Source organism: Limoniibacter endophyticus (assembly GCF_014652835.1).
GTDB lineage: Bacteria > Pseudomonadota > Alphaproteobacteria > Rhizobiales > Rhizobiaceae > Limoniibacter > Limoniibacter endophyticus.
The window spans coordinates 24076-50071 of record NZ_BMZO01000005.1 but is presented as its reverse complement, the minus strand read 5'-3'; the positions used below and the strand labels follow the sequence as shown (position 1 = coordinate 50071).

The window sequence follows — 25996 nt, the reverse complement described above, 5'->3', positions numbered from 1 at the left end:
ACGAGATTATAAAAAGCAACTATGAAGTTAGAAAAAATAACTGAAGAGAAAAGCGGCCCGTCCAAGCGCCGATACGACGACGCTTGCGCCGCTGCTCACGCACTCGATCTGCTCGGCGAACGCTGGTCTCTGCTTGTCGTGCGCGAACTCATGACCGGTGCCAAGCGGTTCAGCGACTTGCGAGCCGCCCTCCCCGGTATCAGCGCTAATGTTCTGACCCAACGCCTTGATGGTCTCGAAGAAACGGGCATTCTCGTCCGCCGCAAGCTCGCGAAACCGGCTTCAGTGCAAGTGTACGAACTGACCGCCTGGGGCTATCAGACGGAGCCGATCTTCCAGGCCCTGGGGCGCTGGGCAGCGCGCTCGCCGTTTCACGACCCGACTGCGCCCTTCAGCAATGCCTCGCTATTATTGTCACTGCGCACGATGTTTTCGTCGGAAAGCGCTAAAGGCTTTTCAGCCCGCATCAACCTGCATCTCGACGATGAGAACTACCGCCTGGACGTCTCCCCCCCCGGCGTTGAATTCAGTCATGGTTCGTATGAAGAGGTGGATTTTTCGGCTATCGGTTCCGCGCGCGCTGTCGCTGGCTGGATCTATGGCGGGCTTGATCCAGCGGATCCGGCGAGCGGCCTGACAATCGAAGGCGACATGCTTGCCGCTGAAAAATTTGTCGGGTTCTTCCCGCTACCGGCAAAAGCATAGGAGATGCGACTAAAGAGCCCTCGCTGCTTTCGTTAGCCCCCATTGGAGCACTTCTTGCGCCCGCTCTTGGCTCTCTGCTTCCACATAGCAGCGCAGCTCGGGTGCATTGCCGGAAGCGCGGTAGTGAATTACATCGCCTCCCTCAAGCATGAAGCGCTGCCCGTCGATGGCATCGGCCTCGTGCACCTTGCCCAGCTCGGCGAAATAATGCTGCGCATGTCCGGCATTCGCTAGTGCAGCAAGGAAGGGGCCGCTAAGTGATGCATCTACATGCTCAATGCGACCGCTCGCTGTAAAACGTCCCGGTAGTTCCGCCATCAACTCGGAAACCGTGGCGCCACGTGCAGCCGCCAGACCAAGCACTGCCAGGATAGGCAGCATTGCGTCGCGCGTCGGCAAGGCAGAAATCGTCCCCCAGGGCGATCCGAGCAGCACGCCGCCATTGGCCTCGTAACCAACAATGACCGTGGCGCCTTGCCGCTTCGTCTCCTCCATAGCCGCGATCACATAGGGCGAACCCACCCGGCAGCGATGCACATGAGCGAAGAAACCGCTCAATTCCGCGGCGGTGCTGGAGGTAACAGGCGTCGCTACGGCATCGGCCTGCACGAAGCGCGCGGTCAAGAGCCCCACCGTGTCGCCGCGCAGGAAAATACCGCGCTCGTCGGCCACCAGCGGGCGGTCCGCATCACCATCGGTGGAGATCAACGCGTCGAGCATAAGCTCTTGCGCCGCTGCCTTCGCTAGTGCGACATCTTCAAGCCGCAAGGCTTCGGTATCGACGGGCACAAAAACTTCCGACCGCGCCACTCCGATCGCCTTACCGCCAAGCGCTTCTATCAGCTTCATCATCAGATCGCGCGCTGCGGAGCTATGTTGGTAGACACCGATCCTCTTGCCGCTCAAAGCACCTGAAGGCAATATGGAGGCGCAGCGTGCGAAATATGCATCATAGGCATCTGTACTCGTCTCCGGTATCGCATTGGGAGACATGGCGCAGCCGCCTCTGTCGAAATGCGTGAGAATGCCCTTCTCATCCTCCTTGTCGATCTCCCCGTCCGGACGGTAGAATTTCAGGCCGTTACGGTCGTCCGGAATATGGCTTCCCGTCACCATGAGAGCGAACGCCTTCCGGCTCATCGCTCGCAGAGCAAGCGCCGGGGTCGGCAAAACACCGCAATTTTCGACTTCGATACCGAGGCTGAGCGCCGCTTTCATGCAGGCCTGCGCGATGCGCGGACTGGATGAACGCAGGTCATGACCAACGAGCAGAACAGAGGCCAGATCGCCCTTTGTCTGCATGTGCGCGAGAAAGGCGTGCGTATACGCCGCGCAAACGTCATCCGTCAGATCGCTGACCAGGCCGCGCAAACCGCTGGTGCCAAATTTCAGACTGCTCATGAAAACCTCGTAGTGTTGCCGGCACTCAATCGTTGCGGGGCGGCAAATGCAAGTTCTTTCGCCCCCCGAAACTGGGGCTTGTCAGCGAAGTGATTCGGCCCCACATTAATGTAATCGGCAACCATCGAAAGGAGGTGATCCAATGTCTCATCAGATTTCAGCAGTCACGAGCTTTGGAAAGGCGGTATTACGTGTGGGGCAAACCTCGCGCTGAACGCTTTCTTTTGGGTTGCGCGAATAGATTTGCGTAGCCGGGTTTGTTTGACAGCCTGAGTTTCTGAGGAAGGGTCGTGATGATAATCGCGACCCTTTTCATATGCGTGAAGCGCAATAAAAAACCCGCCGCCTCTTGTCGAGGCGACGGGTTTTCAGAAATCAGCCGGTTCCGATTAACGGAAGAGCGACAGGATGTTCTGCGAGGAGGAGTTGGCGATCGAAAGCGCCTGGATGCCGAGCTGCTGCTGGGTCTGAAGAGCCGACAGACGAGCAGATTCAGCGTTCATGTCAGCGTCGACGAGCTGGCCAACACCACGGTCGATTGCGTCGATCAGCTTGGAGTTGAAGGACGACTGCGATTCGATGCGGCTTGCCGCCGAACCGAAGGTAGCAGCAGCTTCACGCATTGCCGTTACGAGAACTTCCGCAGCCACTGCGTCAGCCGGTGCGGTACCGAAAGCAGTTTCAAGGTCGTACTTGGCAACGTCGAGGGTGTTCAGGCCAGCCGTACCACCGCCAGCAGCAGAGGTGTAACCGGTCGTGATCGTCACGTCAGTACCTGCGGCCGAGAGAAGGTTGATGCCTTCGAACGATGCAGACTTCGCAATGTCAACGATCTGCTGGCTCAGCTGAGCAACATCGTCATTGATGATGGCGTCATCAACGCCGGGCGTGCCGAGCGTAGCGAGTTTTGCCTGAATCTGCGTGCCGAGCTTGATAGCTTCTTCGAGACCGGTGACAGCAACGTCAACAACAGCCTTGCCGACGCCGAGCGTGTCCTGCGCAGCGCTGATCGTGGAGCTCTGTGCCTTCATCGAGGTAGCGATCGACCAGTAAGCAGCATTGTCCGAAGCCGTCGAAACGCGTTCGCCGGTGGCGATGCGATTCTGGGTCGTAGCGAGATTGCTGTTGGTGTTCTTCAGCGTCTGAAGAGCGGTCATTGCGGAAGCGTTGGTAAGAAGGCTCGCCATGGGAGCATATCCTTTAATGATCAGTTTGCTTGATCATCCCGGGCTGCCGGGAGAGCGAGGCGGCGTCATGCCTGTCAGCGCTTTGCATCTGACTCCCACTCTGCATGAACCCAGATTTAGGGTCCAATTGTTACGTAAATATTAAATTAGCACGAATTTATAGAGAACCTCCTCAGATTTGCTGCGCATCCACTGCTCATTCACAAAACGGTTAATGCCACCATTCTTTCATCCATCCCCGGCAAGCTGACATATCCCCGTAACATAGGCGTGAAAAACGAACTGAACTCACTCTTCGATTTCGGGGGAAATCCATGCTGAAGAAAATCACCCTTGCAGCGGCACTTGCTGCAACCACCGCTCTTTTTGCCGGCCCGGCGCTTGCACAGGCTCCGAAAGATGTCTGTCCAGCTACCCTGAAAATGGCTGATACCGGCATTGAAGGCATGTCCGGCCTTGAAGAGTCTTTCGGCCCGTTCGCCAGGAAGTTTGAGGAAATCGCCGGCGTGAAGATCGCGCTCTACGGCCTGTCCAACCGCACCGCGGCTGGCACCGCACTTCAATTCGGCGAAGTCGATCTCGTTTTTGCCGGCCCGTCGGAATTCGTTCTCTTCTCCGACATGCTGAAGGAAGAGAAGCCGGAAATCCTCTTCGCAATCCTGCGCCCGCATTACGGCACCAGCTTCTTCGTCAAGGACGAGAGCCCGATCCAGTCACTTGCCGATATCAAGGGCAAGAAAGTCGCGCTCAAGGACGTCGGTTCGACTTCCGGCCACATCTTCCCGAGCCAGATGCTCGTTGAAGCCGGCTATGACATGGACAAGGATCTCCAGATCGTCATGGCAGGCGATGTTCGTGCGGCAGCCCTTGTCAATGGCGATGTGGACGTGCTCGGCGGGGGCAATTCGGACATTGAAGACATTGCCGAGCTCGATCCGAACGGCAAGTACCGAACCATCGCTAAGTCGGAAATCCTGCCGGGCGATCCGGTCATCCTGCGTGCCGGTCTGCCTGCCGAATGCAAAACTGCGCTCCGGGCCACACTCGAAGCCAACAAGGATGCGCTCTGGGCCGCTCTCATCGAGACACCGGAAAATCAGGACAAGTTCCTCGACAAGGATGCCAGCCTGACCTTCGACCTGACGCCCGCCGACTACGACATCGTGCGACAGGCCTATGCCGCAGCCAGAATCCCGCTGAACTAAGCGGCATTAGGCTTTCATACAAACGACCGGACGCAGGAGCGATCTTGCGGCCGGTTTCTCCATAAGGGGATAAAGATGCTCGCCATTGAAGCGAAGGGTGTTCAGAAATATTTTGGCGCGCTGCATGTGCTGCGCGGCATAGACCTTTCCATTCGATCCGGTGAGGGCGTTGTATTGCTTGGCGCCAATGGTTGCGGCAAATCCACCTTCATGCGGTGCCTCAACCGGCTGGAAACGCATGACAGAGGCACGATCACCATAGAAGGCCAGGCCACTGAGACATTGCACGGCAAGGGGCTGCGCGATCTACGCCGGCACGTCGGCTACGTCTTTCAGCAGTTCAACCTCGTGCCTAATATCAGCGTGTTCCAGAACGTACTTTTCGGCGCGCTGGGAAGGCGGTCCTGGGCCGGCTCGCTCAATCTTCTGGCGCCAGCCGCCGAACGCGACCGCGCAATGGCCTGTCTTGAACGCGTCGGCCTGGCCGACAAGGCGGCCTTCCGGGCCTCGCAGCTTTCCGGCGGTCAACAACAGCGCGTAGCGATAGCCCGTATGCTGATGCAGGATCCGGCCATCGTGATTGCCGACGAACCCATTGCGAGTCTCGATCCGAAGGCCGGGCGCGAAGTGCTTGAGTTGCTCTGGGAGGTCGTCAGCGAGCGCGGCCTCACGGTGCTTTGTACGCTGCATCAGCTCGACCTTGCCATCGAGTTCGGCCAGCGGATCGTCGGCATGAAGGCCGGCAAGGTTCATCTCGACGGACCCGGCAAAAGCTTCTCGCGTGACGAACTGAACGAGCTGTATCACGGTCAGGCGCGGGTCGATGCCCTGCCTCTTCGTGCCCCCTCACTCGAACCCGCGGAGGCATGAGCATGTCCGTCATTCATCCCGAACGTCCCTCTTTGCCCGCCCGCTTCCGTTCTCCGTCAATCGGCGCCTGGCTGATACTGATCGCTTTCCTTGCCTTTCTCGTTCAAGGCATTGCAGCGGCCGAGCTTACTCCCGAACGCATCTGGCGCGGTGCCACCAACCTCTGGCGTTTCCTGTCGCTGGCCTTCCCGCCGGACCTGTCGCGCCTCGATATTATTGCCAAGGCCATGCTGGAAACGCTCAACATGGCTATCGTCGGCGTCACTTTCGGCGTCATCCTCAGCGTGCCCTTTGCAATCCTGACGGCGCGCAACACCTGTGGGATCGGCTGGCTGCGCAATGCCGTGAAGCTCGCCGTCGCTGTCATGCGGACGGTACCGGATCTCATCTGGGCGCTGATCTTCGTGGTGGCCGTGGGTCTTGGTCCGCTTGCCGGAATTCTCGCCATCGTCGTCGATACGATCGGCTTTTGCGCCCGCTTCTTTGCCGAACGCATCGAGGAAGTTCAGAAGGGGCCAACCGAGGGCCTGACCTCGACCGGCGCCTCGCGCTCGTCCATCATCATGGGGGCGATTTTACCGGAAACGCTCGCTTCCATGACTGCAACAAGCCTCTTTTCCGTCGAAAAGGCAATACGCTCCGCTGTCACTCTCGGTCTTGTCGGCGCTGGCGGCATTGGCGTGGAACTGTCCACTGCCATGCGCCTCTTCCGCTTCGATCAGGCTCTCACCATCATCCTGGTTATTCTCGTCGTCGTCGTTGGCTTTGAACAAATTTCCGCTGCGATCAGGCGCAAGGTGATCTGACCTTTTCATTCAGCACAGCCCCGTCTCCGTTGAAGAGCTGTCTTGTCGCTCCTCACGCCGCCTCGTTCACGCGTCAGTTCAGCCCCCGCTCCTCAACCCGGCCACCGCCCGCACCATTATTGACATAGAAGCCGTTCGGGATGGCCTCCTGTACCAGCGTGACATGTGAAATGAGACCGACCGCACGGTTCTGGCTGACGAGCTTGTTCAAAATCTGCAGCACCTGATCGAGCGTGCCCGATCCGTTTTCAGTGTCGAGGCTGCCAAACCCCTCGTCGATGAAGATCGTATCGAGCCGAACCTTGCCGCTCGCACTCTCGACCACATCGGCCAGGCCGAGCGCCAGCGCCAACGCTGCGATAAATGTCTCCCCGCCGGAAAGGGTCGTGGTGGATCGGGACTTGCCGGTGTGCATATCGAAAACCTGGATGCCAAGGCCACGACTGCCGCGCCCGCCTTCAATATCCCGTTCCAAACGATAACGCTCTGCCGTCATGGGTCCGAGCCGCAGATTTGCTGCCTCGAGCACTTGATCGAACATGGCGCCGATCGCGAAGGTTTCCAGACTCAGCTTTTGCGGATTGTTGCCATTCACCAAGGCTGCAAGAGCGCGCAGAGGGCCGGAAGCGGCTTCAGCCTCGTCGAGACGACGCAAATTCTCCGCCAGACTATCGCGCAACCGGGTCAAATGATCCACGCGGCTCTCCGCAGCTATGTGTTGCCGCGTCACCTCCAGTAGGTTTTCCTCGGCTGTGCGGCTGGTCTCGGCAAGAAACTTTATGTCGGGTCGCTCCAGTACTTCTACTTCGGCTGCGGCCACGATCGCGACCTCCCTGGCGTTTTCGAGCTTGCGTCGATATTCCTCCACCCGTTCCCGATCAGCCACGCGGTTGGCGATCGCTGGTTTGAGATCGCGATACGCCTCCTCGGAAAAGCCCGCTTCAGACAAACGGCCGTAAAACGCTTCTTTCGCCCTGCGATGGCGCTCCTGGCACACGGACAAGGTCTCGATCGCGGATTCATTATCCTTCTGCGCCCCGAAAGCTGCCTCACGCGTTTCGTTTACCGCCTTTTCCGCGGCAACCCTTGCCGCCTGCAAAGCGGCGAAATCGCTGGACACCCGTGCCTTGGCCGTCGTTAGCGCATCGGGCGCGCGCAGCGCCTGCGGAACGGCACCAAGCATTTCATCGAGCCGCGCCCTCAACGCTGCCGCTTCCTGCCGCCGTTCGGCGAGAACCTCCCGCAGCGCGTCGCGCTGGTGCTCGCAGCGGGTCACTTCTTCGCCCGATTTTTCATATCCGGCTTCTGCCGCGGCTATATCGATCGTTGGGCCCAGCCCATCGAGCGCCAGTTGTTCCGTCTCTATATCTTCCGTGAGTTCTCTGCTGGACCGGGCAGGACGTTCAAGATTTGCAAGCACGCCCTCTCGCTCAGCGAGAACGCTTCGTGCTCCCGCGAACAGTTGTGCTACGCTTTGAACAGCCTTGTCGGCTGCCTCCCAGGCAGTTCTTGCGTCGCTGATTGCGCGCTCAAGACCCGGATTCTCCATAGACCCGATGGCGGGCGCCGGATGTTCCAGCGCTCCGCAAACCGGGCAAGGTGCTCCATCTTCAAGTTTGGAAGCGAGGTGAAGCGCCTGCGCGGCAAGAAGATTGTGCTCGGCTTCCCCGAGCTTTGCCCGAGCTTCTTCGGCATTTTGCACCGCGTTGTCGTAGGAGCGCGACTTTTCGTCGATCTCCTGCCTCGCCTGCGCGACATCCCGCTCTGCCTTCTCATAGCTTCGAGCCATGACCTGAGCCATCACGAGATTCGTGACGCGCGCACTGATCTCCCGCCGGCGCGTTTCCGAAAGACGTGCGAGTTTCAAGCCTTCGCCCCTCTCGAAGCGCGACTGTTGACGCAGCGCCAGCTCTTTCAGGTCGGCATTCAGCCTGTTTACAGCCTCTTTCTCGGCGGTTTCGGCTTTCTGAACCATATCGGCGCAGCCCTTGGCCCGCTCGATGGCTTCGCCGAACCGAGTGAGTTCATCAATCTTTCGATGGAGTTCGTCCATCTCGGCGGCCCTGAGATTTTCCCTCTCAAGCGCCTCACCTGCCGCCGCGGCTTTCTGTCTGGCCTGTTCCGCAATTGCCTGGGCGTTCTGAAGCTTGTTTTCCGCTTCGGCGGCTTCCCGCCCTGTTTCGCTGACGAAGCTCTCCATATCGAGAAGCGAACTGGCACGTTCGGCTCGCGCTACCCGCTCCGCAAGGGCATCGGCCCTATCCTTGTGCATCTCAAGGTCTGCGAAAATCTTCTGCGCCCTTTCGCAGGTTACAAACTTCTCCTCCAGCTTCTGGCCTTGTTGCAGCGCCGCGCGAGCCGTCATGCAAGCACTGCGCGCAAGCTCCTCGCGTTCAAAGAGCTGCGTACGTTCTTTTTCTGCATCCGCAATGCCGGCGATCAGGGCATCGGTGCTCTCGAACCCCTCGGCGGAAAGTCGCCTTGCGCAGATTTCCCGCTCCGTCCGCACATGTCGTTCCGCCGTTTCGGCCTCGCTCTTCAAATCGGCCATGAGCTTCTGGTACAGCGATACATCGAAAAGCTCCCGGAGTATTTCCAGCCTTTCTTTTGTCTTTGCGGACAGAAAGGTTTCGAAACGCCCCTGCGGAAGAAGGACGATCTGACGAAACTGCTCCGGCCCGTATCCGAGAATGTCCCTGATCGCGGCGTCGACCTCGCGCACCTTCTTCTCGGCAATGATCTTGCCGCGTTGTTTTTCTGTAATCTCATCCAGAGGCAGTCCCGTCGCGTCGAAGATCCAGGCCTCATGCGCGTCGCGTATCTCACCTTCGCCGCGCTGTTTGGGTCGCATCTGGTCGGGACGACGAAGCACGACGAAGCGCTTGCCGCCCACCTCGAACACAAGTTCGATCTCCGTTGGCGTGCCGGGATCCGCATGATCCGAGCGCAGCGACAGCGTTTCCTGCTCCGACCTCGCCGGCTGCCCGAACAGCGCGAAAGTCATGGCGCTGAAGATGGTCGACTTGCCGGAGCCGGTCTTGCCGTAAATGCCGAAGAGACCAGCTTCGATGGCGGCACGAAAATCGATCACTTCGCGCTTGGCGTAGGGGCCGAATGCCTGAAGGGTAAGCCTTACGGGTCTCATTCGGCATTTTCCTGGTGACGAAGCCGGCCGAGTGCTGCTGCTGCGACTTCCAGTTCGGATCCCGATAGACGCTCCGCCCTTACGAGTTCAAGAAAATCGCCGAGAACGTTGACTGGATCCGCTACCCCTCGAGCAACTCCGCCCGTGGATTTGATGGAAGGCGCTCGCTCACTCCATTCGTAGGAAAGTTCACAAGCGTTGGGAAACACCTCGCGCAGGCGCTTCATGCCATCGATCACCGGTGCATCATCAGTGAGGATCGCCTTGACAAAATCGCTCGAGGGTCGGCCGAGCAGAAGCTCTGCATGTCTTCCTCGCATGACACTGACCTTTCGAGCAGGTTTGAAAGCTATCTCTTCGACTGCAACCTGCCCCGCCGCATCGATTTCCACGAGTTTCATGACTTTTGTGGAATCCGCCTCATCAAAGCCGAACGCCAATGGCGAGCCGGAATAGCGAATGTGATGGGAGCCGACCGATTGCGGCTTGTGCAAATGGCCGAGTGCAACGTAGTGGGCGCCGGTGAAAATCTGGGGGCTTACCGTTTCGATGCCACCTACTCTGGTCAGGGGACGTTCGCTGTCGCTGCCAGAACCGCCTGCCACGAAAGCGTGGGCGACAAGAACCCATCGCGCGCCAGCGGGAACATTGCGGCGTGCGGCCGCAACTTGCGCTGCAAGAACGTCTTGCGGCGTTTCCAACGCTTCATCCGCAAAGCATTCGCGGGCGGCGTATTCATAGGCGAAGGGCAGGCCGGAAAATGCCACCGGGCCATGCGCATCAGCAAGAACAAGCGGCTTTTCGTCCGCCGTGACTACGCCGCGAATGAGTGCCCGGTTTGTATCCGTCATGATCGACATGGACCCGATCCGGTCGCCGGAATCATGATTGCCGGCGATCATGATGACGGCAGCCTTCGTCTCGGATGCAACCTTCGTCAGAAAGTCGTTGAACTGCCGCACCGCGTTAGCCGGGGGTGACGCGCGATCGTAAATATCGCCGGCGATAATCAGCGCGTCCGCGCGATGATCGACCAGCGCCGAAACTATCTGATCAAGGATCGTCTCATGATCCGCGTCAAGCGCGAGACCGTTGAACTGACGACCAAGATGCAGGTCGGCGGTGTGGATGATTTTCACGCGCTATGTCCGTCTGATTTCATCTGACCTTTTCTAGATGATCAACGGCAGCGCTAACAAGAAGCAGGGCTGGGGGCGTCGAGCTGTCCACAGCTCACCGGCACGGAAAGCCGCCGCATCAACCAGCGACGCGACGGCGCGATTTCCAAACCAACCGATCATCACAGGGGCTCGGAGTGCTCCGGCGCCACAACCATCAACGTCGTATCATTCGAGCGGACGATGTTCAGATAGCGTTCATACTGCGCGAGAACATCGGCGATGATCTGCTCCTGCGACATACCCATAATATCGTAGCCTCGAGAACCATCCGAAAAGAAGGTGCGGGCTTCGTAACGATGATCCATCTTCGCTGCTTCATATGCCGAGAAGGCGGGAAGCTTGTGCTCCTTGCGTTGCACGCCGTAGATGAAATTGCGGAAATCCTCGGCAGGCGATGTCAGGTAGACCGTTTCGTTTTCCGTATCGCGTTCCACCGTTGTTGGGCGTCCACGCCTGGTCAATTCGTCCGCCACCTTCTCGAAGGCCTGCGCTGCCGTCTCATTAATAAAGCGATCGACGTCCTTTGCCTTCGGCGCATTGACGATCATTGCGAGACGTCGTTGCCAGGTCACGCCTGAGGCCGGATAGGCATGTGGCGCATTAGTGGACTTGGCAAACTTTTGCGCCACATCCGCCTTCATGCCCTGGAACAGCGACCAGACGAGCACGAGCAAGACGAATGTGAAAGGCAATGCTGTAGCGATGGTTGCCGATTGCAACGCCGCCAGCCCCCCGGCGACGAGCAGAACGGAAGCCACCAAACCCTCAATCACACACCAGAAGACACGCTGGATCACACTGGTTTCCGTTTCGCCGCCGGCTGCAATGGTATCGATGACAAGCGAGCCGGAATCCGACGACGTGACGAAGAACACTGCCACGAGAATGACTGCCAGCGTCGACGTGACCGCCGGAAGCGGCAGATACTGGAAGAACTGGAACAGACCAACGGAAATATCTGCCTGAATATCCCTGGAAAGCTGACCAGCCGCCTGCGTCTGGTCAATGAAGATGGCCGTGTTGCCGAATACTGTCATCCAGAAGAACGTGAAGCCGGCAGGAATGAAGAGCACAGCGATCACGAATTCCCGCACCGTGCGGCCGCGCGAGATACGCGCGATGAACATCCCCACGAAGGGAGACCACGAAATCCACCAGGCCCAATAGAACAACGTCCAGCTGTCGATCCAGGGCGTCGGCTCATAGGCATAGATATTAAAGGTGCGCAGCAGGAACGTATCGAGATAAAGACCGATATTCTGCACGAAATCGCGGAAGAGCTGCGACGTGGGGCCCACTGCAAGTACGAAGAGCATGAGCAGGATCGCAACGCTCAAATTGAGCTCCGAGAGGATACGCACGCCCTTATCGACACCCGTTGCGACGGAGATCGTTGCAACGGCTGTGATGAGGGCGATCAGCCCCACCTGCATCGTTACGTTCGCATCGTATCCGAGAAGATATTCGATGCCGGCGCTGATCTGGAGCACGCCGAAGCCCATCGAGGTCGCCAGACCGAACACCGTCCCGCAAACCGCGGCAATATCGACGACATGCCCCCAGAAGCCATTGATGCGATGCTTGAGCAAGGGATAGAGGCCGGAACGTATCGTCAGTGGCAGATTATAGCGATAGCCGAAATAGGCCAGCGACAGCCCCACTACCGCATAGATTGCCCAGGCGTGAATGCCCCAATGGAAGAACGTAACGCTCATCGCCTCGCGTTGTGCAGCGATCGTCATGGGGTCGGCGGTCGGCGGGACGGCGTAATGGGTGATTGGTTCCCCGACCGCGAAATACATGAGGCCGATTCCCATACCTGCGGCAAAGAGCATTGCCATCCAGGAAACATAGGCAAAATCGGGCTCGGAATCATCCGGCCCGAGCTTCAGATCACCGAACCGGCCCACAGCCAGAATAACGACCGCGAAGAAAAAGATGCCGACCGCGAGAAGATAGAGCCAGCCGAAGCGCTGTAGAATGTCAGCCTGAATTGAACCGAAGATGGCTTCGGCCTGTTCGGGTATGATAACACCCACGGCGAGAAACAGCGCGATGATAACAATAGAGCCGAAAAAAACGGGCGGATTGATGACGAATTTGGAAAACAATTTAACCCCCTGACATAGCAGGACCAATTAGATCGTCGCTATTTTAAGACGACTTCTACCCGGTCAGAATCCCCCCATACTTGATCAGGAAGCATCATAACGCAATTCGGTTCCATCAGGAGCAGTTAACTTGACCGCGCCCGCCGCACTGTTTCGGAGGGAGCCATGCCAAAACGGTTACGGTAGTCCGCGGCGAAAAGACCCATATGGTTAAAGCCCCAACGCATCGCGACGCGCGTGATATCGCCTGCGCCACATGTGCCTCGGATCAGTTCAGCATGCACTTTCTCAAGCCGCATCGTCTTCAGAACACCGAGTGGTGTGTCGCCACGCACTTCGCGAAAGGTACGATGCAGCGTACGCGCGCTCGCTCCCGTTACGGTAACGATTTCGCCCAGCGTGAGATTCTTGTCGAGGTTGTCGGCCATGAAGCGTTCGGCCCGCTGCACATAACATGGTACTGCCGTGGCGCGCGGCTTCTGCTGAGGCATGGCATCGAGCGCGGCGGCAAGCGAGGCAAGCAAGCTGTCCTCAAGCCGATCCGCCAACCCGCCATCGAAAAAGGCTTCTCGATCGGTCTCGATCTCCTTCATCACGAATTCGGCCAGATGATAGAAAGCTCTGCCCGCGCCCGTGTTGAACGAAATGACGCGCTTGTTATGCGTGAACTGTTCAACCAGCGCCTTGCCACCGAGAATGTCTATCTGGCTGTCGTTGAGATTGAAAATCAGCATACGCGTGGACGGGTGGAATTCCAGGTCGATCGGGGAATGCGCATCGACGAGCTGCGCATTGATGCCCGCACTGTAGAGCAACCCATCACCTCGCTGATCGCGCGAAATGAAATTGCCCTGCAAAGGTATTTGCAGCAGCGTCATGTCGCGATGAGCGTCAACCTCGATCCGCGCCTGGCCGCCGATGCGGATAGCGGTCAGACCAAACGGTTTCATCCGGCCGTGCGAAACTTCCGTGCGGTAGCTGCGACTCGATTTCTGGCTGATGCGGCAGGGCCGAAGAAGCCCCGACATCGTCGCCTGAAAGGAGTCGAGCGACGGCGAAAGCCGGTACATGTACCCTGCGTTCGACATCTGATTGTTCCCCATTTTCAAGCGGCCTGACCCTTAATCCAAAGGCTTGACCGCTCCATTATACACAATTTCCGAAGGCAAGCGGTTCCCGCGCTGGCTGGAATTGCCACAACATTTGAAGATTAAAGTATCACGCTCCTGAAAGGGTGCAAGCACCCCGAAAGGCGTATGCCGCTAACGTGACCGAGGCATCGGGATGCAACGGCCTTCCCCGGCTGGCTATTGATGCCATATTCGCTTTTTGGCGCTTTGCCGACTTCATGGCGGTTTGGCGATAGAAAGCCGCCCGATCCCCTCTAGCATCAAGCTCAAGCAGACGAAGCGCTGCAAAGAAAAAAGAAGGCGCGACTCCTTATCCCCGGATAGCGAGGCACGCTAATAAAGGGAACGAAGATGAAAGCGATCATCGTCGGAGGCGGCATTGGTGGCCTGACGACCGCGTTGATGCTGCATGCACGCGGCATCGATTGCCAGATATTCGAAGCCGCACCCGAAGTGAAGGAACTCGGCGTCGGCATCAACGTGCTGCCGCATGCGATCAAGGAACTGGCGGAGATAGGGCTCCTTCCCGCGCTCGACGCCATCGGTATCCGGACCCGTGAGCTCATCTATTCCACGCGTTCGGGCCAGGAAATCTGGCGCGAGCCGCGAGGCGTGGATGCTGGCTTCGACGTGCCGCAATTTTCGATCCACCGCGGACACCTGCAGAAGATGCTCTACAATGCCGTGCTGGAGCGGTTGGGCAGCGATGCCATCGTAACCGCGCAACCTTGTTCCGGCTATTCTCAAAGCGAGTCCTGCGCCACCGCCCATTTTGCCGAGGGCGCCAGTATCAAGGCCGCCAGCGGCGACGTGCTGATTGCTGCGGACGGTATTCATTCGGCGATCCGCAAGCAGATGTTCCCTGCCGAGCCGGGGCTGAAATGGAATGGCGTGATGATGTGGCGCGGAGCCGTTGAGCGTGAACCTTTCCTCGACGGGCGTACCATGATCGTCGCAGGCGGCTTCACCTATAAGCTCGTCCTTTATCCAATCGCCAGGGGTTCTCAACCTGGCAAGGTGCTGACCAACTGGGTCGTAACCTATCGCCCCGGAGCGGAGGGCGACGTTGCGCCGAAACGCGAGGATTGGAACCGCAGAGGGACCCATGAGGAGCTCATGCCGCATGTCGAGAAATTCGGCATCGACCCCGCAATTATCGATCTGGCTGCGCTTGTCCGCTCGACCGAGACCTTCTTCGAATATCCTATGTGCGATCGCGATCCCCTGCCCTGGTGGACGGATGGGCGCGTGGCGCTGATTGGCGACGCTGCGCACCCGATGTATCCCGTCGGCTCCAATGGCGCGAGCCAGGCGATCATAGACGCGCGCACGCTGGCCGACTGTCTGGCCTCCGCCGAACATGGCCGCGCAGCGCTTGCCGCCTATCAGGCGATCCGCCTGCCCGCTACGGCCGAGATCGTGCGCCTCAATCGCAAGGGCGGGCCGGAAGGTGTCATCGACGAAGTTGAGCGCCGTGCGCCCGAGGGCTGCGACGATCTCGATGCCGTCATCACTTTCACGGAACGCGAAGCCATTGTGCGCGGCTACGCAGCCAAGGCCGGCTTCACGCAAGCACAAGTCAACCAAACCGCCGCACCGGTTCAGTACCCACACAATGCAGCAATTTGAACTCCCGCGTCCTTGTGGGGCCGAACGGTCTGCGCGCTACAGCTTGAAAGGAAAAATAGTGAAAGAACTTCCCTCAGAGGTGATGAAATCCGGCAAGTCGGTCGATGGAGTCGTTTGGCATATTCTGGGCCAGACCTACGTGCCTAAGCATCTGTGTGAAAGCTCCATGTCCTGGCATGCTACCTTCCCGCCCGGAACCTTCGTGCCGCCCCATATTCACACGACGCAGGAAGAATTCATCTACGTCCTGGAGGGTCGGTTCGACCTGCTGCTCGACGGCGAAGAAGCGGTCGCCGAAGCTGGCGACCTCGTCTGCCTCCCGCGTAATGTTTCGCACGGCATATTCAACAAGTCGGAACAGCCCGTGAAATGCATTTTCTGGGTTTCCCCAACCGCAAAACTGTGGGACCTCTTCATGAAGATCGACAATGTCGCAGATCCGGCAGAAATCGTTCGCATTGCGCCGGCGCACGAGGTGGAGTTCCTGCCACCGCCGGCGGAATGATCTGACAATCGGGCGGCGCGGGTATGGGAGCCTGCGCAGCTCGCGATGGTGCGGCCCTTTTGCATCCTTGATGCGGGGCGCGCGCCAGGACGGCAAAAAGCATAATAGGCAACAAAGCTTAACCGAGGTGGAACCATGAAGACGATAACACGCGCAGCGCTGGCGCTGCTTACCGCGACAGCATTGACGGGCGCAGCGACGGCCCAGGAAAAAACCGTCAAGATCGGCCTCATCTATACTCTGAGCGGGCCTTCTGCGCTGCTCGGCGAACAATCGCGCGATGCTTTCCTCCTTGCTGCCGAAAAGCTCGGCAACAAGTTTGGTGGGCTGAATGCTGAAATCATCGTTCAGGACGACGAACAGAAGCCGGATGTCGGCGTGACCAAGGTCCAGCAGATGATCGAGCGCGACAAAGTGGATTTTGTTGTCGGTCCGATCTTCTCCAATGTCCTGAATGCCATCGTGCAGCCGGCGACGAGTTCCGGGGCCTTCCTCATCAGCACCAATGCAGGCACGTCGAACCTCGCCGGCAAGGACTGCAACCCAAACCTCTTCGTGACCTCCTATCAGAATGACCAGATGCACGAAGTATCCGGCAAGTATGCACAAGACCAGGGATACAGCCGCGTCGTGCTGATCGCGCCGAATTATCAGGCTGGCAAGGACGCGTTGGCCGGCTTCAAGCACTCCTTCAAGGGCGAAGCATCGCAAGAAATCTACGTTCCGCTGGGCCAACTCGACTATTCCGCGGAATTGGCGCAAATCGCAGCGGATGCGCCTGACGCCGTCTATGCGTTTCTGCCGGGCGGCATGGGCGTGAACTTCGTCAAGCAATATCGCCAGGCAGGGCTTGAAGGCACGCCGTTCCTTTCTGCTTTCACCGTCGACGAGACCACTCTGCCCGCACAGCAAGACGCAGCCATCGGCTTCTTTGCCGGGTCGAACTGGGCACCGGATCTCGACACGCCGGAAGCCAAGGAATTTACCGCCGCCTATGAGGAGAAGTTCAAGCGCGTACCGGCAACCTATGCCGTGCAGGCCTATGATGCCGCCATGCTGATCGATTCCGCAATCAAGAAGGTGGACGGAAATCTCGAGGACAAGGACGCGTTGCGAGCAGCCATGAAGAGCGCGGAATTCAAGTCTCCGCGCGGCCAGTTCTCCTTCGGCGACAATCACTTCCCTATCCAAGACTTCTACCTGACGCAGGTCGTGAAACGCGAAGACGGACAGTTTGCGACATCGTTCAAAGAGAAGATCTTCGACGATTACAAGGATAATTACGCCGCCGAGTGCAAGATGTAATTCTGGCCATGGCGGCAGGTTCGCCCTGCCGCCCGCCATGATTTCGCATCCCGAATTTGCCACACGGACCTGCGACCATTCGCGTCCGCGTGGCGATACATGATCGCCGGACCCAAAACATGCTCAACCTGTTTCTGCTCCAGTCGCTCAACGGAATCCAGTTCGGCATTTTGCTGTTTCTGGTTGCCGCTGGCTTGACGCTGATCTTCGGCGTGATGGATCTCATCAACCTCGCCCACGGTGTGCTCTACATGATAGGCGCATATCTGACGGCGACCTTCACCGCCGCCACAGGCAGCTTCTTTTCCGGCATCATGCTGGCGCTGCCGGCCACGCTGGCGATCGGCATTGCTCTTGAGTTCCTGGTTTTCCGACGACTATACGACCGAAGTCATCTTGATCAGGTCCTGGCGACCTTCGGCCTGATCCTGATCCTCAACGAAACCGTCAAGATCGTCTGGGGCTCGGCACCGTTGAGCGTGCCGATGCCGGAAGTGCTTTCCGGTTCTATCCAGCTGATGGGCAACCTGCGTTATCCGGTGTTTCGTATCGTCATCATCGCATCTGGCCTCCTGACGGCGCTCGGCCTCTATTTCATGGTCAATCATACGCGGATCGGCATGCTGCTGAGGGCTGGTGCTTCGAATGGGGATATGGTTTCGGCCCTCGGCGTCAATATCAAGAAGCTTTTCATGATTGTCTTCGGCATCGGTGCCATGTTGGCGGGCTTTGCCGGGGGAATGATCGCACCGATTCTTTCGGTCGATCCCGGCATGGGCGATTCGATCCTGATCCTGACTTTCGTCGTCATCGTCATCGGGGGCGTCGGTTCGATCCGCGGCGCTTTCGTCGCGGCGATCATCGTCGGTCTCGTCGACACGCTGGGGCGCGTCTTCGGCCCCATGCTCCTGCGCAATCTTATGGATCCGGCAGCGGCTTCGCAGATGGGCCGCACATTCGCGCCCATGCTGGTCTATATTCTCATGGCAGCCGTCCTCTGCATTCGCCCGACGGGCCTGTTTCCAGTACGTGGAGGCACGCGATGAGCGAGATCACACAAGGCAGCGACGTGCAGGAAAATCCGGCGCCGAAGGGTTCTCTTTTCGGCAGTATCGCCCCTTGGGCCATATTGGCGCTATTTGCTCTGGTTCCCGCGCTTGCGTGGGTGCTGGGCGACAGCTTCATTCTCGTCATCGCCACACGCATGATGATATTCGCCGTAGCTGCGCTCTCGCTCAACTTGATCATGGGCTATGGCGCGCTCGTTTCCTTCGGCCACGCTGCCTATATCGGCATAGGCATGTATGCGGTCGGCATTCTGGCGAGTTACGGCATCACGGATATTCTGTTGCAGGTTCTGGCGGCGGCCGTGGCTGCTGCGCTCTACGCTCTGGTTACCGGCTATCTCTCGCTGCGTACAAGCGGCGTCTATTTCATCATGATCACGCTGGCTTTCGGGCAGATGGCGTTCTTTCTCATGGTATCCCTTTCTGCCTTCGGCGGCGATGACGGCATGAGCCTGTCCTCACGCTCCACCCTGTTCGGCATCGACCTGCTCCGAGACAATATGGTCCTCTTCTACTTCGTGCTGGCCGTGCTGGTTCTGGTTTTCGCCATCTTCCGCCGGGTTGTCGCCTCGCGCTTCGGCCGTGTCCTGCGCGGCACACGCGACAACGCTACCCGTATGCGCGCCATCGGCTTCTCGCCCTTCCGCTTTCAGCTCACCGCCTATGTAATTGCGGGTGTTGCGGCAGCGATTGCGGGCACGCTTCTCGCCAACCAGATCCAGTTTGTTTCGCCGGCCTTTATGAGTTGGCAGCGCTCGGGCGAGTTGATCGTCATGGTGGTTCTGGGCGGCATGGGCACCATGCTCGGCCCTATCATCGGTGCGTCTGCCTTCATCCTGCTCGAAGATATTCTCGCGCATTTTTCCGAGCACTGGAAACTCGGCCTCGGCGTCATTCTCGTTCTCGTGGTGCTCTTCAGCCGCGACGGCATCGGCGGACTGGCCAACCGGCTGAAAGGAGGTTCTGATGCGTAATACACTTCTTAACGTCGTCGACCTTCGCAAGAGCTTTGGCGCGCTCAAGGTCACTGACGGCATCAATTTCCAGGTGCTGGAGGGAGAAATCCACGCCCTTATCGGTCCAAACGGGGCGGGCAAGACGACGCTGATCCACCAACTGTCGGGCAATCTGAAAAGCGATAGCGGCTCCGTTTATTATGACGGGCAGGATATCACCAGGCTCGGGATGGCGGAGCGTGTGCGGCTTGGATTGGCGCGCTCGTTCCAGATCACCTCGATTCTCGAAGGATTTTCAGTACTGGAAAATGTCGCCATCGCCATTCAGGCACGTTCTGGCTCGAGCTTCCGCTTCTTCAAGCCGGCTGCGGCCGAGGATGAATTGAACGCGGAGGCATTGGGGCTTCTTGCTCGCGTGCGGCTTGCCGATCGGGCGCAACGTCGCGCCGGAGCCTTGTCTCACGGAGAAAAGCGTCAGCTCGAAATCGCCATAGCTCTGGCAACCGGCGCCAAGCTGCTGTTGCTTGACGAGCCTCTCGCAGGAACCGGACATGAGGAGGGCAGCATTCTGATCGACCTGATGCGCAGCTTGCGTGAAACGCATACGCTTGTCCTGATCGAGCACGATATGGATGCCGTGTTCTCGCTCGCCGATCGTGTCAGCGTTCTGGTTTATGGGCGGGTGATCGCATCCGGCTCGCCAGCCGCCATTCGCAACGATCCGGAAGTGCGCGCCGCCTATCTTGGCGAAGAGGAGGCCGCGTAATGCTGAAGGTGGAGGGACTCCAGAACGCCTATGGCCAGTCGCGTATATTGTTCGGGATCGACTTTTTCGTCGGGGCTGGTGAAGTCGTGACCCTTCTGGGCCGCAACGGCATGGGCAAGACAACGACGATCAAATCGATCTTCGGACTTCTGCCACCTACTGGCGGGCGCATCGAGATCAATGGCCAGGACATGACGGGCGAGGCCCCGCACGCGATTGCGCGACAAGGTCTGGGCCTTGTACCGGAAGGCAGGCAAATCTTCCCGACACTCAGTGTCGAAGAAAATCTGCTTGCCACCCAGCGTGCCGAGACGAACGCGCCGAAGTGGACGCTTTCCAGCATCTACCAGATGTTCCCGCGCCTGCGGGAGCGACGGCGTAACATGGGCAATCAGCTGTCCGGTGGCGAACAGCAGATGCTCGCGGTTGGCCGGGCGCTCATGACCAATCCGAAACTGGTCGTGCTCGACGAGGCGACAGAAGGTCTTTCGCCACTGATGCGCGAAGAAATCTGGACCTGTCTTCGCAAGATCAAGGCGGAAGGCGAAGCCATTCTGGTGATCGACAAGAATGTCGACGTGCTGGCGAAATTCGCCGACCGGCACGTCGTTATCGAGAAAGGGCGCGTCGTCTGGTCGGGCGACACGGCAGCCCTATTGAAGACGCCCGACATCAAGGAACGATACCTGCACGTCTAGAGCCGCAAAGGCCGACGCACAGGTCTACCAATAGGAGTGAAAGACATGGTTGCATCCGCTCATGTCGATGGTTTCGTGCGCGCAAATCTCCCCTCTCCCGAGATGATGCCGGATATCATCAATCTCGGCGCGCTGGGCTATCCGGAACAGCTGAACGCGACCGTTGAACTGGTCGATCGCCACATCGAGGCGGGCAGAGGCGATCGCATCGCGATCCGCGCGCCGGGCGTTTCCTGGACCTATGCCGATCTTTCGAAAATGATCGACCGGATGGCGAATGTGCTGGTCGGACCTCTGGGGCTGGTGCCGGGAAACCGCGTTCTCCTGCGCTCCGCCAACAACCCGACGAAGGTTGCACTCTATCTTGCGATCATCAAGGCGGGCGGTATCGTGGTTGCAACCATGCCGTTGCTGCGCTCGAAGGAGCTGGTGCAAATCCTGGAGAAGGCGCAAATTTCACACGCTTTGTGTGATCTGGCACTTGTCGAGGACATGCAGAAGGCTGCGGAGCAGTCGATTTATTTGAAGCGTCTCGTGACCTGGGAAGGCACGGCGGGTGGCGAGCTTGGGGAACTACTGGAGAGCGCGCCGGACACGTTCGAAGCCGCGAAGACCCGGGCGGACGATCCGTGTCTTCTGGGTTTCACATCCGGCACTACCGGTTTGCCGAAGGCGACCACGCATTTTCACCGCGACCTGCTGATCGTCTGCGATGCCTATGGCAAGGAAGTGCTGCAAGCCACTGAGGACGACGTCTTCATCGGCTCGCCGCCACTTGCCTTCACCTTCGGTCTTGGCGGGCTCGTGCTCTTTCCGTTCCGCGTCGGCGCATCGACCGTTCTGCCACCCCGGACCGCACCTGACGATCTGGCCCGGGCCATTGCTGAATATAAGGCGACGATCTGCTTCACGGCACCGACCGCTTACCGCGCCATGTTGCCCAAGATCTCGGAATATGACCTTTCTTCGCTGCGCAAGTGCATTTCCGCGGGAGAGATGCTGCCTTTGCCGACCTTCAAGGCCTGGAAGGAAGCTACCGGTATTTCCATGATGGACGGGATCGGCGCGACCGAGATGCTGCACATTTTCATCTCGGCAAAGGAAGAGGATATTCGTCCCGGTGCGACGGGCAAGCCGGTGCCGGGTTACGAGGCACGTGTCATCGACGAAGCGGGACAGGAATGCCCGCCCGGAACACCGGGGAGACTGGCAGTGCGCGGCCCGCTTGGTTGCAAATATCTCGCCGACGAGCGGCAGGCGAAATATGTCGAGAACGGTTGGAACATTACGGGCGACACCTATGTCATGGATCAGGACGGCTATTTCTGGTACCAGGCCCGCAATGATGACATGATCGTTTCGGCTGGCTACAACATCGCCGGTCCGGAAGTAGAGGCAAGCCTGCTTGCCCATCCTGCCGTTGCCGAATGTGGCGTGGTCGCTGCACCTGACGTAGAACGCGGCTGCATCGTCAAAGCTTATGTCGTTCTGCGCGAAGGGTACGAGCCAGACAGCGCTCTGCAGAAGGACCTGCAGACGCATGTGAAGAACGATCTTGCGCCGTACAAATATCCACGCGCTATCGAGTGGGTGAACGCCCTGCCGAAAACCGAATCCGGCAAACTGCAACGTTTTGCGCTGCGCGAGCGGGCAAAACAGGAAAGTACGATCGCATGAGCAAGCTAACGGATTTCGATACTGCCTATGATAATGGCAAGGCGATTGCCGATTTCGGCCGCTATCCAGCCTTCTGGAGCGGTCAAGCGGCGGCGTTTCGCGATGATTTCGGCGAACGGTGGCGCGAAATGTCTTACGGACCGGCCGAACGCCACCGTTTCGACCTTTTCGAACCGGAAGACGAGGCAAAAGGGACGCTGGTCTATGTGCATGGAGGCTACTGGAAAGCGTTCGACAAAAGCTTTTGGTCGCATCTGGCGAGCGGTGCGATCGCGCTCGGCTGGCGGGTAGCGATGCCGAGCTACACGCTCTGCCCACAAGCGAGAATCAGCGAGATCACGCGCGAGATAGGCATGTTCCTCGACAGTCTAGCGGCGGAGGTAAACGGCGAAATCGCATTGACCGGCCACTCTGCGGGCGGACATCTGGTAACGCGCATGGCTTGCGAAAACGCGCCGATCAGCCCGGTAACTGCAAAGCGGATTGTGCGTGTCCTGTCGATCAGCGGGCTGCACGACCTGCGCCCTCTGCTTCCGACGCAAATGAACATGATTTTCGGCATGGATGCGGATGAAGCCGCGCGCGAGAGCGCGGTTCTGCTCACGCCACGTACAGATCTGGAGATTCAGGCATGCTGCGGCCAGGGCGAACTTCCCGAATTTCGCCGCCAGAGTACGCTCATCGCCGACATCTGGCATGGCTTCGGCATAGCGACGGATGCCTGGGAGATTCCGGATGCGCACCACGCAAATGTGATCGAGACGCTCTGTGACCCGCAAAGCCGCGCACTGGGATTTCTTTGTCCATGAGGCAACAGGCGAACCCTCGACGACCTTCAAACTCAGGAATGGTTGCGGATCGTCCGGCCTTTCGCCCATCTCGTCCCTCCTGAGCTGTGCATGGCCGATCTGCGGTAATTGCGGCCTCGCCTTCGAAATGCGAAGTCTTGACGCAAGATCAACGGGCACAAGACAGATGGCGGCGAAGACCAAGGGCAAGCGACACCAGAAATCCGTTCTCGCTTCCAGCGATCTCAATGTGAAGATGGCATGGCTCTACTATGTCGAGGGTTTCACACAGGAGGAGATCGCCCGCCGCCTCAATATATCCCGCGTCAAGGTAATGCGAGCGCTCGCACAAGCCGCAGCCGACAATATCGTCGTGACGACGATCAACACGCCGAGCAGCGAACAAGTGATACTGGAGCGCAAGCTAGAGGAAGGTTTCGGACTGGATAGCGCAATCGTCGTGCCCGCGCCGCTTGAAACCGATCATCTGGAGAAGTCGATCGGCCATGCGGTTGCGCTTTATCTCGACGCCCAGATGAAAAGCGGCATGACGCTGGCGATCGGCGGCGGAGCCACCATGCATGCCAGCCTCGCCTTCATGGCCCAACGCACACTGGAAAATGCCTTGGTGATTGGTCTCGTCGGGAGCTTGCCGCATTCGCGATGGGTCAACCCCTCTATCGTCGCTACCAAGGTTGCGGAGCGGCTGGGCGTGGAGAGCTACCAGATCACAGCGCCTGTCGTGCTTGATGATGCTGCCTTACGGGATCGCCTCTGGAAACAACCCATGTTGCAGGTGGTGGCGCAGTGCGCCGCAGAAGCGGATATCGCCGTACTCACGGTCGGCGACCTTTCCCCGGATTCGACAATCTTTCGCCATGGGATTGTCGACCCGGCGCTGATCGAACCGCTGAAAGCGCAAGGCGCCGTGGCGAATATGCTTTGCTACTTTGTCGATGCGGAGGGAAAGCTGGTCGACCATGAGATCAATGATCGCGTCATGGCAATCGATCTTGAGACCGTATCGAAAGTCCCACAGCTGATTCTGGCGGCTGGGGGCGAAAACAAGGTGGAAGCAATCCGCGCAGCGCTGAAAGGCATGGATGCCAACGTGCTGATCACGGATGCAGAGACGGCGAAGAGCCTGTTGACGGACTAAAGTCTCGTCTCACCCAGTTTCAGCCGCTTCTTGCAGCGCTCCTTATCCCAAGGCGGAGCCGCGTGTGGCTCAGTCCATCAGACCACGGCTTTTGAGAAAATCATCAATGCCGCAATGGGTCATGGATTCAAATTCTTCTATAGCCTCAATCATGCGCAGGCGCTGTTCGGTAACGAGAAGAAGAACCTGACGCATCTCCGAGGAGATGCCGAAGCGCGACCAGCGATCGGCTATATGCTCGGGAAGGCCGATTGCGGCACAGAACTCGCGCAGGTTGCGATAACCGAGATCGGCGACGAGCGCCTTGGTGGCGCCCGGCGGCATACGCGGCTCGAGTGCATGATCATAAAGGCGCTGCGCGATGAGACGCAGATCGCGCGGACCGACCTTCATCACCTGCGTGACGATGTTGCCCATCTTTTCAGGCGGCAACGGTGGCAGTGGCAAAGATGGCATGCGATCGAACTCCTCTGAAGCGGCATTTTATCCGATGGGTGCGGACGATTCAATCCGAAGAAAACGCAGCACGAAATTCCGCTGACGGGTATTTACCCGCGCGGTAGGAAAGTTCATCAATGTCCGCCCGGTTTTTTCTGTCCGGGCAAATAGAATGAGGGGTTGGAGCATGTGGCCCGAAACACTCATTTAGTCTGCATGCATCCACATGCTCCGCTGCCGGTGAACGAAAAGGGTCGCTACGCCGTTTCATCCAAACCACACCTGCAGGTTGTCAATCCGCATGCATGGCCCGGCCGCTTCGCGCCTCAAATGTCCGGGAGCTCACCTGACCCCTCGACGCGATGGGAGGAGTATCGCCCAAGAGTCGTGGAGTGTGGACAAATGGAGGTGTTTTTCGATCGGGAAAAATCACAAATACCTGCTTTCACAGGCAATTAAAAGAAATGGCACGGATTTTCATCCCCGCTTCTTTATGCCTCCGGTCGTATTCAGACAGGTTAGAGCAGAGTTTCGACGAAAGCCTCTTCGAGCGGGGTTTGTCCGAACCAGTTGAGGCGATTGATGGTCAGTTTGCCCGCATCGATAAGACCATTGTCGTCGCCCTCCAGAACAGTGTGAGGACGGCCGCGCGGGAAGATGATCGTCGTCTCGTTGCCGTGTTCTTCAACGACTTCGGCAAAGCCGCCGATCTTGTCGCGGCCGAAGCGCGCGGGCTGAACCGCGACCGCTCCCGCCAGTCGCGACGGCAGATTGACGCTCAGCCAATGGCCTTCGATCGACCATGCATCCCGCTCGGCAACCAGCCTGGCGATGAGATGGGAAAGCCATGTAGGGTCCGTTTCAGTGACTTCCGGGCGTTTGACGCGCGAGAAACCAACGGCCGGCACGCCCCAGAAGGTCGCTTCGCGAGCAATAGCAAGCGTACCGGAATAGGCAATGTCTTCCGCCGTGTTGCGTCCATCATTGACACCCCCGAGAACGATGTCCGGGCGTTTGCCATCCTTGAACAGCCAGGCCATGGCAGCAATCACGCAATCGGCCGGCGTGCCGGAGCAGGCATAGGTTTTCTCGGCGCGGCGGGTCATTTTCAGTGGGCGCGCAATAGTGAGCGAGGAGCTTGCCGCGGTTCGCTTTTCCTCCGGCGCGACGATCCAGACATCGTCACTGACCAGTCGGGCAGCCTCGGCCAGAAGCGCAAGGCCAGGCGCGTCTATTCCATCATCATTGGCAAGCAGGATGCGCATTC

At 58.6% G+C, this 25996-nt stretch carries 22 protein-coding genes; 14 read left to right on the top strand and 8 right to left on the bottom strand.

Annotated features, from left to right (window positions below; genetic code table 11):
• Window positions 1-21: 21 nt before the first annotated feature.
• A complete protein-coding gene (locus tag IE151_RS08240) occupies window positions 22-705 on the top strand; it encodes a winged helix-turn-helix transcriptional regulator (RefSeq protein ID WP_189489532.1) in 684 nt (227 codons plus the stop codon).
• 9 nt (window positions 706-714) lie between these two features.
• Here the strand turns inward: IE151_RS08240 and IE151_RS08235 are convergent, their stop codons facing one another.
• Together IE151_RS08235 and IE151_RS08230 are read right to left on the bottom strand one after the other, a co-directional pair.
• On the bottom strand, window positions 715-2106 hold the full coding sequence (locus IE151_RS08235; protein ID WP_189489531.1) for a phosphomannomutase: 1392 nt from the start codon (window positions 2104-2106) through the stop codon (window positions 715-717).
• A gap of 389 nt (window positions 2107-2495) precedes the next feature.
• Window positions 2496-3293, bottom strand: coding sequence for a flagellin N-terminal helical domain-containing protein (locus IE151_RS08230; RefSeq protein ID WP_189489530.1), 798 nt, complete (start codon window positions 3291-3293; stop codon window positions 2496-2498).
• Between the two features lie 314 nt (window positions 3294-3607).
• On the opposite strand from IE151_RS08230, the gene phnD reads away from it, so the two are divergent.
• The 3 genes from phnD (at window position 3608) to phnE (ending at window position 6174) form a co-directional block, all read left to right on the top strand.
• The gene (gene phnD, locus IE151_RS08225; RefSeq protein ID WP_189489529.1) at window positions 3608-4498 is read left to right on the top strand and encodes a phosphate/phosphite/phosphonate ABC transporter substrate-binding protein; all 891 of its coding nucleotides are present in this window, start codon (window positions 3608-3610) and stop codon (window positions 4496-4498) included.
• Window positions 4499-4573: 75 nt separating this feature from the next.
• Window positions 4574-5368, top strand: coding sequence for a phosphonate ABC transporter ATP-binding protein (gene phnC / locus IE151_RS08220; protein ID WP_189489528.1), 795 nt, complete (start codon window positions 4574-4576; stop codon window positions 5366-5368).
• A 2-nt stretch (window positions 5369-5370) separates the two neighbouring features.
• On the top strand, window positions 5371-6174 hold the full coding sequence (gene phnE / locus IE151_RS08215; RefSeq protein WP_210310874.1) for a phosphonate ABC transporter, permease protein PhnE: 804 nt from the start codon (window positions 5371-5373) through the stop codon (window positions 6172-6174).
• A gap of 73 nt (window positions 6175-6247) precedes the next feature.
• Here the strand turns inward: phnE and IE151_RS08210 are convergent, their stop codons facing one another.
• The 4 genes from IE151_RS08210 to IE151_RS08195 all read right to left on the bottom strand — a co-directional run bounded on the left by IE151_RS08210 (window position 6248) and on the right by IE151_RS08195 (window position 13699).
• Window positions 6248-9319 carry an AAA family ATPase gene (locus tag IE151_RS08210; protein ID WP_189489527.1) on the bottom strand — a complete coding sequence of 1024 codons (3072 nt, stop codon included), beginning with the start codon at window positions 9317-9319 and terminating at the stop codon, window positions 6248-6250.
• Window positions 9316-10458: an exonuclease SbcCD subunit D gene (locus tag IE151_RS08205; RefSeq protein WP_189489526.1), complete on the bottom strand. Its 1143-nt coding sequence runs from the start codon at window positions 10456-10458 to the stop codon at window positions 9316-9318. The genes IE151_RS08210 and IE151_RS08205 overlap by 4 nt, the downstream gene beginning before the upstream one ends.
• 161 nt (window positions 10459-10619) lie before the next feature.
• The gene (locus IE151_RS08200; RefSeq protein WP_189489525.1) at window positions 10620-12611 is read right to left on the bottom strand and encodes a BCCT family transporter; all 1992 of its coding nucleotides are present in this window, start codon (window positions 12609-12611) and stop codon (window positions 10620-10622) included.
• Window positions 12612-12736: 125 nt separating this feature from the next.
• Window positions 12737-13699, bottom strand: a complete 963-nt coding sequence (locus IE151_RS08195; protein WP_189489524.1) for an AraC family transcriptional regulator — start codon at window positions 13697-13699, stop codon at window positions 12737-12739.
• Between the two features lie 393 nt (window positions 13700-14092).
• On the opposite strand from IE151_RS08195, the gene IE151_RS08190 reads away from it, so the two are divergent.
• From IE151_RS08190 to IE151_RS08145, 10 genes are all read left to right on the top strand, one after another.
• The gene (locus IE151_RS08190) at window positions 14093-15370 is read left to right on the top strand and encodes a flavin-dependent oxidoreductase (protein ID WP_189489523.1); all 1278 of its coding nucleotides are present in this window, start codon (window positions 14093-14095) and stop codon (window positions 15368-15370) included.
• A gap of 82 nt (window positions 15371-15452) precedes the next feature.
• Window positions 15453-15875, top strand: a complete 423-nt coding sequence (locus IE151_RS08185) for a cupin domain-containing protein (protein WP_189489752.1) — start codon at window positions 15453-15455, stop codon at window positions 15873-15875.
• Window positions 15876-16010: 135 nt separating this feature from the next.
• Entirely contained in the window at window positions 16011-17180 is a 1170-nt protein-coding gene (locus IE151_RS08180; protein WP_189489522.1) for an ABC transporter substrate-binding protein, read from the top strand.
• A 119-nt stretch (window positions 17181-17299) separates the two neighbouring features.
• A complete protein-coding gene (locus IE151_RS08175; protein WP_189489521.1) occupies window positions 17300-18226 on the top strand; it encodes a branched-chain amino acid ABC transporter permease in 927 nt (308 codons plus the stop codon).
• Window positions 18223-19221: a branched-chain amino acid ABC transporter permease gene (locus IE151_RS08170; protein WP_189489520.1), complete on the top strand. Its 999-nt coding sequence runs from the start codon at window positions 18223-18225 to the stop codon at window positions 19219-19221. The genes IE151_RS08175 and IE151_RS08170 overlap by 4 nt, the downstream gene beginning before the upstream one ends.
• Window positions 19214-19969 (top strand): ABC transporter ATP-binding protein, encoded by a 756-nt coding sequence (locus tag IE151_RS08165; protein ID WP_189489519.1) that lies wholly within the window; start codon window positions 19214-19216, stop codon window positions 19967-19969. The genes IE151_RS08170 and IE151_RS08165 overlap by 8 nt, the downstream gene beginning before the upstream one ends.
• Window positions 19969-20667: an ABC transporter ATP-binding protein gene (locus IE151_RS08160; RefSeq protein WP_189489518.1), complete on the top strand. Its 699-nt coding sequence runs from the start codon at window positions 19969-19971 to the stop codon at window positions 20665-20667. Before IE151_RS08165 ends, IE151_RS08160 begins: the two co-directional genes overlap by 1 nt.
• 45 nt (window positions 20668-20712) lie before the next feature.
• The gene (locus tag IE151_RS08155; RefSeq protein ID WP_189489517.1) at window positions 20713-22344 is read left to right on the top strand and encodes a benzoate-CoA ligase family protein; all 1632 of its coding nucleotides are present in this window, start codon (window positions 20713-20715) and stop codon (window positions 22342-22344) included.
• Window positions 22341-23153: an alpha/beta hydrolase gene (locus IE151_RS08150; protein WP_189489516.1), complete on the top strand. Its 813-nt coding sequence runs from the start codon at window positions 22341-22343 to the stop codon at window positions 23151-23153. The genes IE151_RS08155 and IE151_RS08150 overlap by 4 nt, the downstream gene beginning before the upstream one ends.
• 166 nt (window positions 23154-23319) lie before the next feature.
• A complete protein-coding gene (locus IE151_RS08145) occupies window positions 23320-24291 on the top strand; it encodes a sugar-binding transcriptional regulator (RefSeq protein WP_189489751.1) in 972 nt (323 codons plus the stop codon).
• A 69-nt stretch (window positions 24292-24360) separates the two neighbouring features.
• Here IE151_RS08145 and IE151_RS08140 read toward each other — a convergent pair whose 3' ends face one another.
• Together IE151_RS08140 and IE151_RS08135 are read right to left on the bottom strand one after the other, a co-directional pair.
• Window positions 24361-24747 carry a hypothetical protein gene (locus IE151_RS08140; protein WP_244636663.1) on the bottom strand — a complete coding sequence of 129 codons (387 nt, stop codon included), beginning with the start codon at window positions 24745-24747 and terminating at the stop codon, window positions 24361-24363.
• A 500-nt stretch (window positions 24748-25247) separates the two neighbouring features.
• A complete protein-coding gene (locus IE151_RS08135; protein WP_189489515.1) occupies window positions 25248-25994 on the bottom strand; it encodes a 5'/3'-nucleotidase SurE in 747 nt (248 codons plus the stop codon).
• Between the last annotated feature and the right edge of the window lie 2 nt (window positions 25995-25996).